The following is a 17,005-nucleotide window of genomic DNA, read 5'->3' as shown; positions in this document are numbered from 1 at the left end:
ATTCCATTGCTTGTACTTTTACTTTGTGACCCTAAGGATATCAGTAAAAGTAAGCTTTTGTTTAAAATGCACCAAAAAAGAACTATAGCCACAATTAGCCAATAATATTTTTTCATAATTATCTCTTTGACTTGAAAAGTATAGCACTAGATATATTTAAATTCGGAAGGTTGACAGAACTATCTATAATCGGTCCTTTTGTTCTTTTTAAAAGGTTATTCCAAAATGATTTCCCTTGCGAATCTATCGGACTTCTATGGCGTGTCGCAAAATCAGAATCATTTGATTTTTCTCTAATATGATAGTCTGCATTTTGTATATCTCCAGGAGAACTCACAAAAGGAGTTTTATTTATGACCCAATCATCTGAATTTTGATAATCTACGGTTTTTACGTTTGGTGATGCATTGGTTGTAATATCTGCAGCTTGAAAAGGGTTAATATGTATAATTTCTTCTACACTATACCCATGACCTATAAGATAACTTGCAATACCTTCAGCAAATGCTGCTCCCATACTATGAGTTACAAATTTGAATGTTTCTCCTTGTTTTAAACCAGATACTATTTTTTTTATATTATCTTCGGCATATCTGTAACCAGCGCTAATACGGCTTTTTGCACTAGATAAAGGTTTATAATCTTTATCTGTAAAAAAGATTTCTTTATCATTCCAGTATTTTATGGCACCTTGGATAAATGGAGACTTTCTTCCATTCCAGTATTGTTCTCCTGCAGGAGGTGAACCAAAGCCTATTTTCCCATTTACAAAGACAATTTTATTTCCATCAGGATCAACAAACTTTATCGGTTTACCAACACAGTAAACATATCCACTAATGCTTGGATATTTCTCTGTAAAAGCATCCACTCCATACCACAGTGATGACACAGGATTCATATACCTTGCCCCATAATAATACAGTCCCGTTTCCTGGTCTAATTCCTTACCATTGAACTTATACGGCATATCCTCAGATGATGTATGTTCATCCACAAGCAGTTCACCGTATGGCATGTAGGCATCGTAGACCGACGGCTTTGTGCCGTTGTGCATCGTGGTGCTCATGCTGCCCGAGCCGTTGTTGTCGTAAATGCTCTGCTTTACAGAGACGAGTGCGGGAAAATATACCGTCGCATCAGTCTGCTGTTTGAGCTCGTAGGTATTCTGTGTGCCTTGCAGTTTGTTGCCTGCTGCATCGTAGAGCGTCTCGGCAGTAACAAGGTCGTGCATGTAGAAGTGGCGGTTGTGTCCGTATTCAGCCACCTGCTTGCGGTACACGGTATTGTTCTTCTGGGTGACATTGATGATATTGGTATAAGATACTTGAAAGTCTTTGATGTAGACTTGAAATAGTATGTCGATTATCCACCTCCCTATTTGGAATCCAAAAATAACTTATCCACACATCCCTTCAGGTTCTTGATAAATATACTTAACATTTTTGGAAATATGGAATTTTAACTTGGGAATAAGATAATCGCTTTCTTTTAAATCATTTACATCAACAACGTACTCGAAGCTCATCCGCTTTATCACATCCCTGGGGGGCAAATCATACACGCCTAAATCCCGTAAATGTGACTCCATTAATCGGACACAAATGCTAATGCTATCTCCACTATTTAGCACACTTTTATTCTGCCAATAATAAGCACCCACTATTACATTGTGATTCGTTGGAGATGAAACTTTTATAAAAGAATGATACTTATTTCCTCTCTCATCGCTAATAGGAATAAAAAAGTTTCTCCAACTCATATTCTTAATTTTAAATACGACATTTATTTTTCGTGAATATTCTATATGAGAATTAGCAGGATTATATTTTAGGGGATAATTGTCCACTACTGCTACTAATTCAGCTGGTAACTCCATATTGGATTGACAACCTGTTAATGTTATTGCTATGAAAATAAATAACGCACAGTACACTTCTTTATTAGTTATCATAATCTAATGCCATTTTATTAATGTTTATAATACTCTGAGGGAATTTTCTTTTCTAAATACTCATATAATTCTCTGAGGGCTGGTGTTGTTTGTTTCCAAGAAGGATGCCTTCGTTGCATTTGAAGTATCTTCCAATGCTGAGAGCTACCTATTTCCAAGAGTCCATGCCCTTTGAATTCATGAACTCCAAGGATATTTTCTACGTTTGATTCTGTTGAAAGGTATGCTCTTCTTTCAGCGTCTCCTTGTGGATGAACATATACTGTCAGTTGTATTTTTCCATTCTCTTTCCTTGTTTCAGCTATCGGGGCATCCGACCAAGGCATTACGGCATCATGATTATAAGTTCCACCTAATTCATATTGAGGTCCGTCTGATTTGGAATTGTTGTTTAACATAATTATTGAAACTGCATTATTTTTAAGCTTACTTGTGTCATAGCCTTTTCTATATAAAACATTTGTATATACTCGTGAATAAGCTTGCGGTGATAGGGAAAGATTTTTGTCGTCTATTTTTATTCGTCCCCAAACCTTATAGTACGTTTTGTTTCTTGAGCCTCCAATAATTTTATAGTTGGATATGATATAAATGTTATCTGTTCTAGCTGTATTTGTAAAAACGTAAGTTCCGTCTTTTGTATAATACGAATCTCTACCATCTGGGTCTATAAATTTAATTGGATTATTTAAACAGTAGCTACACCCTGTTATATTTGGATACTTCTCGGCCTTTGGATCCACCCCATACCACAAACTCGTTACAGGATTCATATACCTCGCACCATAATAATACAGTCCCGTTTCCTGGTCTAATTCCTTACCATTGAACTTATATGGCATATCCTCAGATGATGTATGTTCATCCACCAGCAGCTCTCCGTATGGCAGGTAGGCATCGAACTGGGTGATATTGGCCTTAGCATCTGTAATATAAGAAGTGCTGCCGAGGTGATCAGAGTGATAGAAGAAGATGTCCTCAGTATCTGTCGTATCAGCTGGGATATAGCCATATCCTGGCTGGGCATTATCAGGATTCTCCGGTTCACTCCATTGGATAGGAGGACCTGGGACATCACCTTTGCCGTTGAACTTCGGATGCTGTATCCAGCCTTCAGGAACGCTGTGGTCACCCAGGTTTGTAATGATGCTGTTGTAGCCAATACCTGTATTATCAGGATCTGCAGTTGCACCCTTCATCGTCGGCACTCCCGGCGGTGTGCCGAGCTGTTTGTAATACTCCTCACGCTGCTTTTCTATCTGCATCATGCGGGCGGCATGCAGTATCCTGTTGGCAGCAGAAACAATGGGGCACTTTTAGGGTTAATCGAAACTTGTATTTGGCTTTACATGTCTCAATCAAACTCATTATTACTTTTACTGACAGAAGATTACTTAGAGCCTTGCCGAAGTATGCTTTGCCCTGTGTAGTCCTGCCTGCTATACGAAGTAGGATCATTCTTCCTTGTTCCATATTTGTGGGAGCAAAGGTAATGATTTTTAAGTAAACTGCCAAAAAACAGATCATTTTTATATAAATATTTGTGCAAATTGTGCAAAAAGCAAATATATTCTGCATTTTCTTACGGAAAGCGGTTAATTTAGTACTTTATTGTGGGGTTGACTATATAACCTTTTGCTAATGCCAATTGCTGGTTGGATAGATATACAGCCAAGCATTAAAAATGAATGAAGAAGCGCTTCGTTAGAGAGCATATATATGTGCTCACTTTGAGGTATTGCTTTCACATCGGAGGGTGTATCATGGAATTATGACACACCCTCTTTTTTTCTTGAATTCAACAAGATTATTCCCGGATTTAACAAAAGGTATAGTAAGAGAATAACAAACTATACATATCCCAGACTAAGACTATTTCTGATATTTAATCTGGAAGTAATCGAGCAGACGCTTATAGAAGTCCTGTGCAGTAAGACAAGTATCCATCAGATAACCTTTAATGTGATTCCATTCGTGCAATCCTCTATAATAAAACATCTTCAACTCATCTGTGATGATGAACGGAACGATACCATTGCTTAGGCATTCCTTGAACATGATCAATCGCCCCACTCTTCCATTACCGTCTTGGAAAGGATGAATAGACTCAAAGCGCTGATGAAAATCGATAATATCCTCCAACGTTTTTTCTTTCTTGGCATTATACTCCTTCAGCAATCGTACCATCTCCTTGTGTACCATTTTCGGTTCACAAGTTTCTATTCCCCCCACTTCATTTGGAAAGCGTTTGTAATCTCCCACCATAAACCAATCTTTGGTGCTATCAGAAGTTCCTGACTTGAGGATAAGATGAAGTTTCTTGATGAAGTCTTCGGTCAACTTCTCATCAGCCTGATCGATAATCAAATCGATACACCTGAAGTGATTGGTTGTCTCAATGATATCATCCACCCTTACACTTTGGTCTGTAATACCTATCGTATTAGTTTCAAATATAAAACGGGTCTGCTCATGCGACAACCTGCTTCCTTCGATATGATTGGAATTATAGGTTAAGTCTATTTGAGTACGATGATAAATGCCTCCTTTCAGCTTCATATTCTTCTGTTCCCGAAGGATAGAAAGAAGTGGAGAAACCTGTTGCTTCTTGGATTTACGCATAGGCAAGGTTGCATCGGCAGGAATATTCCAGGTCTTTCCGACCAACACTACTCCCTCAATTTTCCCGGAAGCACAATAATTACGCGCAGTTCGTTCTGATACCCCATACTTCTGCGCAAACTCTTTCACTGATATATAATCCATAAATTATCGGCAAGTTTACGTTTGTATTTAGACTGCAAATATAACACTTTTTGCCGATAACGGCAAGGAAAAAAACGAAAAAAGCGATTACCATCCCTCTTTTTTGCCGATAACGGCAAGAAAAAACGCCCAACAGCAGATGCTCGACCGCATACCAACTATTGAGCGCTTTTAAATATATATTGCGATAACTTACTTCGCTGTATCCTTTGAGCTTCGCTTATCACGGCGATAACTGCGATAATCATCCAGCGGAATCTCGATATCAGGTTCTACCAACTCACCTTCACGTGGCAAGGCGAACTTCTGATATTTGATATTCAAACCACGCTCTATCCACATACTCTCATAATAGGTCTGGATGGAAAGAATCTTACGGGTTTCCTCATCGATACCCTCCTGATGATAGAGGTCCTCGGTGCGGAAGAGCACAGGCAGATGGTTGCCATCCACCATATAAGTAGTATAAGTGAAGAGGAAGTTGGAATCTGTTTTCAAATGAATGATGCCGCCATCCACGAGGAAGTGACGATAACGGTTCATGAAGTAAGTAGATGTAAGACGCTTGCGAGGGTTCTTCATCTGCGGATCAGAGAAGGTGAGCCAGATTTCCTGCACCTCATCCTCGGCAAAGAAGCGGTCGATAATTTCAATGTTGGTACGGAGGAAAGCCACGTTCTTCTGTCCTTCCTCTATCGCTTTCTTGGCACCGGTCCACATTCGTGCGCCCTTAATATCCACACCGATGAAGTTCATTTCAGGATAGAGTTTGGCAAGTTCCACGGTATATTCACCCTTGCCGCATCCCAACTCTAGCACGATAGGATTATCATTGTGGAAATACATCTCACGCCACTTGCCCTTCATATCGAAAGGCACGTCATCTACAACACTATATGGATACTGGAACACGTTCTCGAAACGCTCCATATCCGCAAACTTAGCTAATTTTCCTTTGCTCATTGAATGTTCTAATTACTTTTGGGGTGCAAAGTTACAAAAAATATAAAGACTCTCGTCACAAATACATTTTAATTTTTGATATTTAACCAAACGGCGACAGAAGAATGAAGTTGGGAATCCCAACGAAATAGCAAAATAGAGTTGGCTAGCTTCCTAACTCCAGTTGATTCTTTACTAAGTTGTAATAAGCCCCATGCTGCAACGTAAGCGATTCGTGATTGCCCACTTCCACCACCTTACCATGATATAGCACGATGATTTGGTCAGCATTCTTCACCGTGCTCAGGCGATGAGCCACTATCACCACGGTCTTACCTTGATAGAACGTATTGAGATTTTCCACAATATGCCGTTCATTATTAGCATCCAGCGAATTAGTAGCCTCATCGAGGAAGATGTAATCGGGATTCTTATACACCGCCCTCGCTATCAAGATGCGCTGCTTTTGCCCCTGGCTCAATCCCACTCCGTCACGACCTATCTTCGTATTGAATTTCAGCGGTAATGCCATCACATAATTCTTTAGGAGTAGCTTTTGCACAAACCGTCTCTATTCCTAAAGTCTTCGCCGTCTCGTTGATTCCAAGCATGGAGACACCTTCAGTTGTAGCAAAACAGAGCTTTGACAGAGAGTCTGAGGAATACTCCCTACCGAAATATTTACATATCATTTTCAAGCAAGCTACGCCGCACAACATACTATCATGCTGATATACTATTGAAAAACACTTCATAGTCTTTGTATTTCATCTTGTACTGAGTTCTTCCCTCTATATTTCTGTTTAACTGGAGAAAGATAGTATTTGACACTGATAGAATAATTCCATAGGCTATAATCCTCTGTCTGTCGGAACATTAAATAACATAATTTTTCTACTTCCTTGAATTTCATGGTGTGGAATATGTCATTCGCATCAATACTAACACTCAGTTTCTTCTTCAAGAAAGACTTCCGCAGCCCAACATTCAACATCTGATAAGGTTCTATCTTTACTGCATCCTTCAAGCCACCATTACACCAATAATAATATACAGACAACATATAACCTTTAGGCAACTCCACATGCTGATTGGTAACGACGAAGACTTTCATTTTATTATACTTTACGGACTCACCCATATACTCAGCCGTAAAGAATGGTTGTTCCAAGCCCATAGACAAAGAAGGATTCCAACAGCCAATTTTCTTTTGAGCAGAAAGGTTGAATCGCAAATAGCTTATCTTGTCATAATTCCTGTAAGAACTGACAATATGAGTAGGAGCTGACTCTGGCATGTAAAAATCCGTCGTAATATAATTATGAACATAATTGTAGCTTACATTGGCATTGACAAACTTATAACCCACATCCCATTTTAGAACATGCGAGAGGGCAGATTTCAGCAAAGGATTACCTTGCTGATACATATACTCATTTCCATAAAAGCTAGAGTTGCTAAGTTGCCGAAAGGTAGGTCTTGTGATTCTTGACGAAAAAGAGAGTCCATTATACCAATCTCCTTGGCGGTAAGACACACTCAAAGCAGGGAATACATGTTTATCTGTTACTTTTCGACTTTTAGAGTCATCTATTTTATCCACATAATGAGAGGGTACTTGTTCATAACGAATGCCTCCCGACAGATTCCACTTGCCCAATGTCATTTTTGCATCCACGAAAACTGCATATTTAGTCTCTGTATTGCAGAAATCAGAAGTTAAAGTACTTGTATTGTTAGAAACAGCAGAAAGATTACTATTATTTTTGATATAATAGTAATCTACACCACCAGTCAATTTGAACACATCACAGGGAGAGTACTCCAACGACATATTGCCAGAATAAATGTTAATCGCTCCACGTCCAATGTTCAATGTATTTGTTTCTTTTGTTTGTTCTGCCTCAACCGTATTTTGATGATATTTGTTGTGATTATTAACATAATCCAAATTTAAGCCAAAGTCTAGTTGCTTAGAAAAATGACCATTATAAAAGACATTGGCATGATTATAAGAAATCTTATTAGTATAATTATTGTCTATGTCAAGATGTCTTACTATATTATATTGCCTCAAATAGTCAAAGCCTGTAAAACGTCGCTCTATATCTTTGTTTGCGTTTCCATCCCATTCCACACCAATAATATGATTCGGTGTAAACTCATAATCACAGCTCAATTCCCAGTTATGAGTCATTTGTTTGTTCTTCGCCCTTTCTTTTTGGCTATCATAAGTATGAGTAATATCCTCTATATTTAATTCTTTCACGCTCGGTTGATGGTGTTTGTTTCGATAATCATTATAAGAATAGTTCGCCGACAAAGACAATCCACCTGTTTTTACTCCCACTTTTACATCACCAGAATGTGAAAACAATTCACTTTGCTTCAACGTTTCCCCCATTTGAAATTGCCAACCCTCTTTTTTCTTTACTGTCAAGATATTCAAGACAGCCTTACCTGAAGCATCATACCTTGCCCCTGGATTCGTAATCAACTCTACAGATTTTATCTCTGATGGAGTCAACAGTTTTACCTCAGAATCGTTGTGTACTTTTCGATTATTGATATAAACGACAGGTTGTCCCTGTCCAAACACTTCCAAGTCACCATTTGCTGTTGTAACCATTCCAGGAACATGCAGCAATACATCCATAACATTATGAGAGCCTGCCAAAACAGTACCTTCCACATTTGTCAATAGATTTCCATCTTTCCGTTGATACTGCGGACGTGAACCTTTTACAACAACTTCTGCCAAGTTCTGTCTTTCCTCCGACAAAACGACAATTTCAACATTGTCTTTACCAATATTTTTAAATACCGTATTATAGCCTAAAGCTGAGACTTTCAGAATACCATCACTCACAATCTCCTCCAACAAAAAAGCACCGTCATCACCGCTTGTCACACCTTTGACAAAAGAAGAATCTTCCTTGTTTAACAACAAAACTGTAGCATAAGCTATCGGCTGCGATTTTTCATCCACAACCTTTCCCTTGATAGCTTGTGCATATACATTACAAACACATAATGCTAGTACCAATACCATTAAACCCTTTTTCATATCTTACCTTAATATATACGAATAATTGATTAAACTTCTTGGCTGCAAAAATACATCAATTTGGGCAAACTGACAAACTTTTCACATCAATTCTTACATCATTTTTACCCCCCAGATTATGATGTTAAAAAATAATGTAAGAATACATGTTCTTTTGAAAAAGAATTCGTATCTTTGCATATCAAAAAAATATAACTGATAAATATAGAGCATGAAAAAGTATTACTGTATAACCATTTTAGCATTAATAGTTATCACATTGTTACAAGGATATAATATATCCCTGCAATACAGAGAGTATATTCACAACGAAACGGACAAGGTAAACGCCGCTTTAAAAACTGCTATTGACGAAGAGTATGCCATCCGTGCACACAAGAAAGAGAAATCTAACAAAGATGGTAAACAGCGTGTATTCTATAAAATAATGAATAATGAAGACTTCAAAAAAGCAAATCCAAAGAAAGAAGACATTATTCGATTTGACGAAATCAACATTCAAAATTTAAGAGACCAAGGTATAGCAGAGACCGAAGCCGAAGCAATGGGATTATTAAGCAAAGATATTCTTACAGCAAAAGGTAATCCCATCAACCTTGCCAAACTCTCCAAAATTTTTAAGAAAAATCTAGATAAAGATTTTACCTATACCTTATTAATATTAGACGAAAACAAAAAGACTATCAAAAGCCACAGGCAGACTAAAAACTTCGAGAATTGGCAATCAAGCAAGTCTATTGCCATCGGTCTCAAACCTGTACGTTTCGTTCAGGCAAAGGTGGATATTACCCCATCTTCCTTCATTTTAAATTCTATCGAGACTCTCATCTCTACTGTGTTATTAGCACTTATTATCATCTTTTGTGTAGGTTATCAAATGACCGCTATCAGATACAAAGAAGATCTTCTGAAAAACCGTGAGGCTAGCATCCATGGAACCATACACGATCTTAAGGCTCCATTAGCTAGCATATTGCTGACTTTGGGATACATCATGAACGAGCTAAAAGAGAAGGAATTGATAGAACTCATAGCTTCTGTAACGGAAGATATAAAGTCGCTTGCCAACACCATCAAGACTATTCTAATCACTGCCAAAGCAGAAGAAAGTAAACTCATGATAAACAAGGAAAAACTAGACATCGTTGCAATAGCTAAGCATGCAAAAAAACTGATAGACAATAATTATGCACAAAAGCCACATGTCATAACTATCTCAGACAACAGATTAGACAAAGAAGAAGTCTTTGCCGACAGATATTTGCTTGAAAATGTCATCCATAATTTATTGGAAAATGCCATAAAATATTCAAGCAAGGAAGCTAACATAAATGTCTGCATTAATAGCAACGAGAAGTTTACCATTATCAGCGTACAAGACCAAGGTGTAGGCATTGACAAAAAATATCAAAAGAAAATATTCAAGCAGTTCTACCGCATACCTGCTACTCAACACAAAAATGGATATGGCATCGGACTAGCTTTGGTAAAATATGCAGTCAAGGCACATGGGGGAAGCATCAGGGTAGAGAGCGAGTTGGACAAGGGTAGTACTTTTACCTTCACCTTGCCTAAGGAGAAAAATGCAAAGGAATAACATGCCTACAAAAATATTATAATATGGAAAAGATAAAAATTTTATTGGTCGATGACGATCTGAAATTTGGCAATATTGCCGTAAAGATACTGCAAAAAGCTGGATATGATGTGTTCTTTCAGAACTCCTTGTTTGGAGTGGAAAGCCTTATCATGAAGCTATCTCCCAACCTCATTATTCTTGATGTGATGATAGGTGAAGAAAACAGTTTGGAACGAATCAATGACATTCGGCTTGCCGCTGAGGACACCCCCATCATGTGCGTTTCTTCATTACACAACACAGAATTTAAAGCCGAAGCTGCCAACAATGGGGCTATGATTTATATCGAGAAGCCGTTTGACATTGGTGAGTTCTTGGGATGGGTAAACCGTTATGCAAAGCATAAAGATTTTTGCAATTCTCGCATGATAAATATAGGTGTCTATTATACGTTGGATACAGAGGGGCGTACGCTTTCTTATCAAGGAACAAAGGAAAAGGTGCTTGGATTTACAGAGTTCAACACACTTAAACTATTGTGGGTAAACAAAGGGGAAATAGTTCCTCGTCAAGAGTTCAAAGACACTGTATGGAAAGGAGTGACATGCACAGACGAGAGTCTCAACAATGTGATATACCATCTAAGAAGATACTTAGAGAAAGACACCTCCATACATTTGGAGACTCTTCGAGGCGAAGGTTTCAAAATGTGGATAGAAGATTACTGCATCTGATTCCGACATAAATTAACAGAGGACAAAAATTATGAAAAAATGATGTAAAAAGCTTGGCTGTTTTCTCTAGAAACATTAACTTTGCAAAAAACATTTAGAGCAAATAAATCATACAGTATGAAGCGATTGTTTTTATTATCAATGTGTTTATTGTCGTTATCTACTACTTTTGCGCAGGAAACAGATTCGTTGAAAACTCAACATATAAATGAAGAAGTAGTAGTTACTGCCCAAAACCATGTAGCTATCAAGGATGGTGTTTCTTATATTCCTACACCAGAAGAGCGTAAAAGCTCTTCTAATTATGCTGCGCTTTTGGCTCGCATGATGGTGGCAGGATTGCGCGTGGATGAATTCTCTAACAAGGTGGAGACCAATTGGGGAAAGGAAGTTCACTTTTTTATCAACGGTGTGGAGGCCAATGGTTGGGAACTGAAAACTCTACGACCTAAAGAAGTAGCTCGTGTGGATTTCTTGCAATCTCCATCGGAACCAAAATACAAGAATTATTCAGCTGTCGTCGATTTCGTATTACGCAAATTGGCTTATGGTGGGTATGTCATGGCTGAGGCTAACCAAGGATTTGGAAACAATGATTATGGCGACTATGACGTGGCTGGGAAGTTAAGAAAGGGGCGCATGACTTACCAAGCTATAGTGGGGACTTACTATAGAAATGCCCATAAGCTAGTCGGCAATAAAAACATAGATTATACATATAATGATGGCACCACGCTAAACAAGAAAGTGGATTATGAGCAGAACGAGCGATTGCGTACATACTCTACGGGGGTTAGTGCGAGATATGATTCAGAAAAACTTATCTGGTCTCTTCAAGCGGGCATGAGATTGAATGAAGTTCCTCGTTCTCATACACAACAGCATGTTTTTTATGACGATGTTGAGCTAGGTTCTTCCATCTCGGATGCAGATTCTCGTTCCATCACACCCTATCTGACTTCGCAGTTTGTTACTTATGGATTGCCTCATAATGGTTATGCTTATGGCGGTTTTTCTTTCTCGTATAATCATAATAGCGGAAACAATCATTATCAGTTGATGGCATCTGATAGTCAAGAACTCTATAACGGAACAAAAGAGAACGCTTACTTGCCTAGTTTGTGGCTAGGTTATGGCTTCCCTATCTATCAGCAGAATTATTTAGTATTTACTACCAGTCTCAATACGGAGATTTATCGTACGAATTATTCGGGTACGGCAGATACTTTTCAGAAATTAATCAATACTTATTATTCTTTCGACTTGAATTATAGCCACAAATTCTCTGGCAAGTGGAGTGGAAGTTTGTTGGTGTCGTTGCCTGTTCAAAGTTATAAAGTACAAGACGAAAAAGTAATGACGAAAGCTTATCTCAATGGGTGTGTCACCTTGAATGGCCAGTTAAGCTCCAAGCATTCTATCTATATACAGGCAAATATCACCCAGAGTGCCATCAATCCCTCTTATTATAACACGGTCGTGCGACAAGACGATGAGCTAACAGGAAGTAAGGGCAACGCTGACTTAAAAACCGTGCGCCAAGCGTACGCTCTCTTGTCTTATACCTGGATACCTTCCAATGTGTTCTCGCTAAATACCTCCTGCAGTTGGGACAACATCATAAATGACATCGTGCCTTATTGGCATGAAATCAATGGTCTGATGGTGAAGGAGATGATAAACAGTGGTTCTTACAATCCATTGTATGTCAATGTCACTCCATCTTTGACCTTGATGAACGGAAAGTTGCGCATTTCTTCCAATGTTTCCTATATGCGTGAATGGCATTCTGGGCTATTTCATATTAACAATGCCTATTGGGGAGTCTATCCTTCAGCATATTTAGGCTTCGGTAAATATTGGGCACTCAATGTCAACTATACATATAGCTCTGGCAAGGGTTATATGCGAGGGAGTTCTAACTTGACTCGTTTCTCTGACAATTTGAAGTGTGGCGTACAATACTCCAAGGGGAATTTGTTCGCTAAATTACAAGTCAATTCTTTGTTCTTGAAAAAAGGTTATACCAAGACTTGGCTTGTTTCTGACAATATTGGTAGTTATACATATCAGAGCAGACCATGGGATAGACGATATATGTCTCTTTCCATTAGCTATACTTTTGATTATGGAAAGAAGATAAAGCATGATGGCAATCTGAGATTTGAAGGAAAGTCAAAATCTTCAGTCTTATAGCAGACAAGATAACATCGGTACCAACCGACCAACTGATTGCCATTGTATTCAAAGGCAACGACCTTTGGAAAATAGAAGAATGCTAAAAGATACTATATCAAAATAATACCGTACCCCCCAAAAAATGCTATATCAAAAAAAGGGTGTGTCATAACTACATGACGCACCCTTTTTCTATTTCTATTTTTCTACAAGCAATGCTAAATCATAATCTTTTTCGACTACACTCCCTATTCTCCAAAATACTCTTTTAAATTTTCTTCTCTGCCCGGGTATATTTTTTTCCCTGCCCACGCAAGAATTTTTCCGTGGGCAGGGAAAAATAAAAGTGGGTACAGGGGAATTACTTTCACATCGGAGGGTGTATCATGGAATTATGACACACCCTCTTTTTTCTAGTCCGGTCTATTCTGCCTGAATACCGAAATACTCATTGAGTTCAGCGATGGCTGCCCCATCCGTATTCTGTAAATCCTTCACCAACTTTCCTTTCTCCAACAAGAGGATGCGGGAGGAGATGTCGGCAACGAAGTTGAGGTTGTGGCTGGAGATGATGACCGTGGTGCCCTGCTCCTTGCAGATGCGCTGAATCATGTGGGCGATAGTCATCTGGGAAGATGGGTCAAGATAGTTGAAAGGCTCATCCAGGAGAAGAACCTTCGGATTGATGATCATCGCTCCGATGATGCCAATCTTCTGTCGGTTGCCCTGAGAGAAATCACGGAGATACTTCTTGGTTCCCATGATTTCATCGTGCATAAAGCCCTCAAACTGCGCCAATCGCTCCTGCAAGGTTTTATCGTCGATGTTATAGACATCAGCGATGAAATCGAAGTATTCCTCAGGGGTGAGGAAGTCGATGAGGAATCTGCCGTCGATGTAACTGCCGGTATATTCCTTCCAGGTTTCACTCTCGTTCACCTTTTGTCCATTGCTTTCCACGAAACCATCATCTGCCTGAATCAGGTCGAGAATCAGACGGAGCAAGGTAGTCTTGCCCGCACCATTATTACCAACGAGTCCTATCAACTCGCCCTTTGCAACACTCAGATTATCAATATCGAGTACGGTATTGCCATTATATATCTTCTTGAGATTCTGAATCTTGATATCCATTATTCTAATGTTTAATGTGTAGTATTTAATGTTTACTTAGCTTTCCATGAACTTCTCCATGCGCTTATACTTGTTCTTCTCGAAGATGGCAGCAATCTTGGCGATGAACCATTTGTGGATGGCGATGCTGAAGACTGCCAGCGCTACGCAGGTGATGCACCATGCCGTCTCGCCGAAGAAATGATAGACAGCACAGACACCAGCCAACGGAAAGAGGAAGGCGATGGCATAAAGATTAATCTTTAGATTCGCTCCCTGCATGCTGAACATGGAAGTCTGGAATATCTCCAGACGGGAAGAGAAGAGTGCCGTAGGCAGATTGAAGAGATTGATGAATACTGCCAGACAGAAACCGCTGATAAGCACCTGGATTCCGATTCCTGCCTCCAGGAAAAGGAACGGAAGGGTGAGCAGCAAGGCTATCGCACTCACTACCATATAATAATAGAAGCAATTCTGCAGCATCTGCTTCACCTTTACCGGCTTGGTCATCAAACCATGGAAGAAGTTTGCCTCAATACCAAAGGTCCATTGCGACAACACCACCGATGGCAGCAGGATGGCACCCGCCACATAGAGGGTAGTCATAGCCACCTTGTCCCCTATTTCCTGTCCCGCTTCTGCTGGAAGCAAGGCAAACAGATAGGCATCGAAAAGGAAGATGGCGGTAATCATAATCACCATCGTACGGACACGCTTTGCTCTCAACGTGCCGATATATTGCAGACTGAAGAGGTTGACATGACTGAATCCACGGAACTTGGAAACCTTCTGTTTCTGCTCGTTATAAATCTTTTCGTGACAGAGATAGGCGGTAAGTCCGGTGAATACCGCTCCAGCAAGGAAGAAGAGACCTATCCATCCCATCCATACCGGAAAGAAAGAGGCTATGAACATATACCCTACCAATACGACAAACATACCAATCCATCCCAATATCAAGGGCCATTTGAGCATCCACTCCGTAGCCTTACGATAACAAGTGATATAGATGCCATCGACAAAAGAAAACTCCAGGAACAGGAAGAAGCTGGCTACAACCTCACTTGCCGGCAGAAGATAGATGAACACCGGAAGCGTGAGCAATGGCAGCACATAGTTCCAGAAGCTCAAGAGATTGGTAGTGAGCAGGAACTTGTTCCAGATTTTCTCTGGCACAGGGCGCGACTTCACGTAATCATCCATCGCAGTAATATCCCGTTTCATCACCATTTTCATAATCATATCAGGAATCAGAAAACCGACAACCATACCAGCCCCCAACAAGGCCGGCAAGTCTTCCCCTTCCAAATCTCCTCCATTTTCGGTGAAACTAAGAAAGAAACTAACTCCCATCACCACATATAGAAAGATGATATAGGAGGCAACAAAAGCATCTCTCTTGCGGAAGTTACGGCGCTGTTGCAGCCACCATAACCTTAACAGTAATTTCAACATAATTCTTTCATTTCATTGGTTTATGGATGCAAAGGTAAATAAAAAACCGAGAAATCTATGACAAAACGAAAGAAATAACTTAAAAATAACATTAGATAAGAAACAATTTGCAAGAAGAACTGAGAAGTTATAAGAGAAAAAACAAAAAGCAGCATCTTCATCCCGAAGATGCTGCTCGTTTCTAACTAAAACTAACTCATGTATCAACTATTCTCCAAAACTATTAAAACCTAAACAACAATTCTATTTTACCGGCAAGATGTTACCCACCTCATCATAGAAGAGAGGAGCCACCTTTACGCTACGAAGCCAGGTTGTATCATTAGATGGCACACAGTCGTGATGGAACAGATACCACTGACCCTTATACTCGCAGATACTGTGATGAGTGGTCCAACCTACCACCGGCTCCAAGATAACGCCCTTGTAAGTGAACGGACCATAAGGATTATCACCTACTGCATAGCAGAGATAATGAGTATCACCGGTAGAGTAACTGAAGTAATACTTGCCCTTGTACTTATGCATCCAGCTAGCCTCGAAGAAGCGATGCGGATCATCGGCTGGCAATACCTTACCCTCCTCGTCAACAATGACAACAGGCTTTGGCATCTCAGCAAACTGCTGAACATCATCAGTCATCATGGCTACACGGGATGGCAACGGATTCTCCTTGCCTTCTGGGAGATGCTCGTTCTTCAGCGCCTTGTTGTCCTTGTACCACTGAAGCTGACCGCCCCAGATACCACCGAAGTAGCAGAAAATCTTGCCATCATCATCCTTGAACACGCAAGGGTCGATGCTGTATGACTTGCGGATTGGGTCGGCATTCGGAATGAATGGACCTTCTGGCTTGTCAGCTACAGCTACACCAAGATGGAACACGCCATTATAATCCTTGGCAGAGAAGATGAGATAGTACTTACCGTCCTTCTCCACTACATCGTTGTCCCACATCTGCTTCTCAGCCCATGGCACATCCTTCACATCGAGAATCACACCATGATCGGTTACCTCACCTTCCATCACATCGTCCATAGAGAGAACATGATAGTCTTTCATCTGGAAGTGACCGCCATCATCGTCGAAGCTTTCTCCGCTGTCCCAGTCATGGGATGGGTAAACATACAGACGACCGTTAAACACATTGGCAGATGGATCTGCCATATAATCCTTTGGGAACAAATATCTTGCTTTCATTGTTATTTTTATTT

The 17,005-nt window shown here is 39.8% G+C and carries 12 protein-coding genes and 3 pseudogenes; 4 read left to right on the top strand and 11 right to left on the bottom strand.

Features of this window, described 5'->3' with window-relative positions:
- Positions 1-781: 781 nt before the first annotated feature.
- A pseudogene (locus EXN75_RS12120) lies at positions 782-1,030 on the bottom strand (RHS repeat-associated core domain-containing protein); the annotation flags it as partial.
- On the opposite strand from EXN75_RS12120, the gene EXN75_RS17755 reads away from it, so the two are divergent.
- On the top strand, positions 986-1,357 hold the full coding sequence (locus EXN75_RS17755; protein ID WP_167639512.1) for a hypothetical protein: 372 nt from the start codon (positions 986-988) through the stop codon (positions 1,355-1,357). The pseudogene EXN75_RS12120 and the gene EXN75_RS17755 sit on opposite strands and share 45 nt — an antisense overlap.
- Positions 1,358-1,399: 42 nt before the next feature.
- Here EXN75_RS17755 and EXN75_RS12115 read toward each other — a convergent pair whose 3' ends face one another.
- From EXN75_RS12115 to EXN75_RS12085, 7 genes and pseudogenes are all read right to left on the bottom strand, one after another.
- Entirely contained in the window at positions 1,400-1,954 is a 555-nt protein-coding gene (locus EXN75_RS12115; RefSeq protein ID WP_134844021.1) for a hypothetical protein, read from the bottom strand.
- Positions 1,955-2,604: 650 nt separating this feature from the next.
- Positions 2,605-3,234, bottom strand: a pseudogene (locus EXN75_RS12110) (RHS repeat domain-containing protein); the annotation flags it as partial.
- A gap of 592 nt (positions 3,235-3,826) precedes the next feature.
- Entirely contained in the window at positions 3,827-4,720 is an 894-nt protein-coding gene (locus tag EXN75_RS12105; protein ID WP_134844020.1) for a DNA-binding protein, read from the bottom strand.
- 192 nt (positions 4,721-4,912) lie between these two features.
- Positions 4,913-5,683, bottom strand: a complete 771-nt coding sequence (gene trmB, locus EXN75_RS12100) for a tRNA (guanosine(46)-N7)-methyltransferase TrmB (protein WP_022121261.1) — start codon at positions 5,681-5,683, stop codon at positions 4,913-4,915.
- 145 nt (positions 5,684-5,828) lie between these two features.
- Positions 5,829-6,206, bottom strand: a pseudogene (locus EXN75_RS12095) (ATP-binding cassette domain-containing protein); the annotation flags it as partial.
- Complete coding sequence (locus tag EXN75_RS12090; protein WP_246031392.1) at positions 6,154-6,354, bottom strand: cysteine peptidase family C39 domain-containing protein; 201 nt, start codon at positions 6,352-6,354, stop codon at positions 6,154-6,156. The pseudogene EXN75_RS12095 and the gene EXN75_RS12090, both read right to left, overlap by 53 nt.
- A gap of 59 nt (positions 6,355-6,413) precedes the next feature.
- Positions 6,414-8,729: an outer membrane beta-barrel family protein gene (locus tag EXN75_RS12085; RefSeq protein WP_134844018.1), complete on the bottom strand. Its 2,316-nt coding sequence runs from the start codon at positions 8,727-8,729 to the stop codon at positions 6,414-6,416.
- A 211-nt stretch (positions 8,730-8,940) separates the two neighbouring features.
- On the opposite strand from EXN75_RS12085, the gene EXN75_RS12080 reads away from it, so the two are divergent.
- The 3 genes from EXN75_RS12080 to EXN75_RS12070 all read left to right on the top strand — a co-directional run bounded on the left by EXN75_RS12080 (position 8,941) and on the right by EXN75_RS12070 (position 13,238).
- Positions 8,941-10,326, top strand: coding sequence for a sensor histidine kinase (locus tag EXN75_RS12080; RefSeq protein ID WP_134844017.1), 1,386 nt, complete (start codon positions 8,941-8,943; stop codon positions 10,324-10,326).
- Between the two features lie 23 nt (positions 10,327-10,349).
- Positions 10,350-11,042, top strand: coding sequence for a response regulator transcription factor (locus tag EXN75_RS12075; RefSeq protein ID WP_134844016.1), 693 nt, complete (start codon positions 10,350-10,352; stop codon positions 11,040-11,042).
- A 117-nt stretch (positions 11,043-11,159) separates the two neighbouring features.
- Positions 11,160-13,238, top strand: a complete 2,079-nt coding sequence (locus EXN75_RS12070) for a porin family protein (protein WP_134844015.1) — start codon at positions 11,160-11,162, stop codon at positions 13,236-13,238.
- A gap of 405 nt (positions 13,239-13,643) precedes the next feature.
- On the opposite strand, the gene EXN75_RS12065 is transcribed toward EXN75_RS12070, so the two are convergent.
- From EXN75_RS12065 to EXN75_RS12055, 3 genes are all read right to left on the bottom strand, one after another.
- Positions 13,644-14,354, bottom strand: a complete 711-nt coding sequence (locus tag EXN75_RS12065) for an ABC transporter ATP-binding protein (protein ID WP_134844014.1) — start codon at positions 14,352-14,354, stop codon at positions 13,644-13,646.
- A 36-nt stretch (positions 14,355-14,390) separates the two neighbouring features.
- Positions 14,391-15,791 carry a DUF5687 family protein gene (locus EXN75_RS12060; RefSeq protein WP_134844013.1) on the bottom strand — a complete coding sequence of 467 codons (1,401 nt, stop codon included), beginning with the start codon at positions 15,789-15,791 and terminating at the stop codon, positions 14,391-14,393.
- A 243-nt stretch (positions 15,792-16,034) separates the two neighbouring features.
- Positions 16,035-16,991 carry a glycoside hydrolase family 43 protein gene (locus tag EXN75_RS12055; protein WP_134844012.1) on the bottom strand — a complete coding sequence of 319 codons (957 nt, stop codon included), beginning with the start codon at positions 16,989-16,991 and terminating at the stop codon, positions 16,035-16,037.
- Positions 16,992-17,005 lie beyond the last annotated feature (14 nt).

The organism is Segatella hominis (assembly GCF_004535825.1).
GTDB classification, from domain to species: Bacteria; Bacteroidota; Bacteroidia; order Bacteroidales; family Bacteroidaceae; genus Prevotella; species Prevotella hominis.
Note: the sequence above shows the minus strand (reverse complement) of the source record. Positions and strands in the feature narration are given on the sequence as shown.

Bases quoted from the DNA above. Each gene is read 5' to 3' on its own strand.
- EXN75_RS12055 (WP_134844012.1), bottom strand. From the start codon at position 16,991: ATGAAAGCAAGATATTTGTTCCCAAAGGATTATATGGCAGATCCATCT.
- EXN75_RS17755 (WP_167639512.1), top strand. From the start codon at position 986: ATGTTCATCCACAAGCAGTTCACCGTATGGCATGTAGGCATCGTAGAC.
- EXN75_RS12115 (WP_134844021.1), bottom strand. From the start codon at position 1,954: ATGATAACTAATAAAGAAGTGTACTGTGCGTTATTTATTTTCATAGCA.
- EXN75_RS12085 (WP_134844018.1), bottom strand. From the start codon at position 8,729: ATGAAAAAGGGTTTAATGGTATTGGTACTAGCATTATGTGTTTGTAAT.
- EXN75_RS12065 (WP_134844014.1), bottom strand. From the start codon at position 14,354: ATGGATATCAAGATTCAGAATCTCAAGAAGATATATAATGGCAATACC.
- trmB (WP_022121261.1), bottom strand. From the start codon at position 5,683: ATGAGCAAAGGAAAATTAGCTAAGTTTGCGGATATGGAGCGTTTCGAG.
- EXN75_RS12105 (WP_134844020.1), bottom strand. From the start codon at position 4,720: ATGGATTATATATCAGTGAAAGAGTTTGCGCAGAAGTATGGGGTATCA.
- EXN75_RS12090 (WP_246031392.1), bottom strand. From the start codon at position 6,354: ATGATATGTAAATATTTCGGTAGGGAGTATTCCTCAGACTCTCTGTCA.
- EXN75_RS12060 (WP_134844013.1), bottom strand. From the start codon at position 15,791: ATGTTGAAATTACTGTTAAGGTTATGGTGGCTGCAACAGCGCCGTAAC.
- EXN75_RS12070 (WP_134844015.1), top strand. From the start codon at position 11,160: ATGAAGCGATTGTTTTTATTATCAATGTGTTTATTGTCGTTATCTACT.
- EXN75_RS12075 (WP_134844016.1), top strand. From the start codon at position 10,350: ATGGAAAAGATAAAAATTTTATTGGTCGATGACGATCTGAAATTTGGC.
- EXN75_RS12080 (WP_134844017.1), top strand. From the start codon at position 8,941: ATGAAAAAGTATTACTGTATAACCATTTTAGCATTAATAGTTATCACA.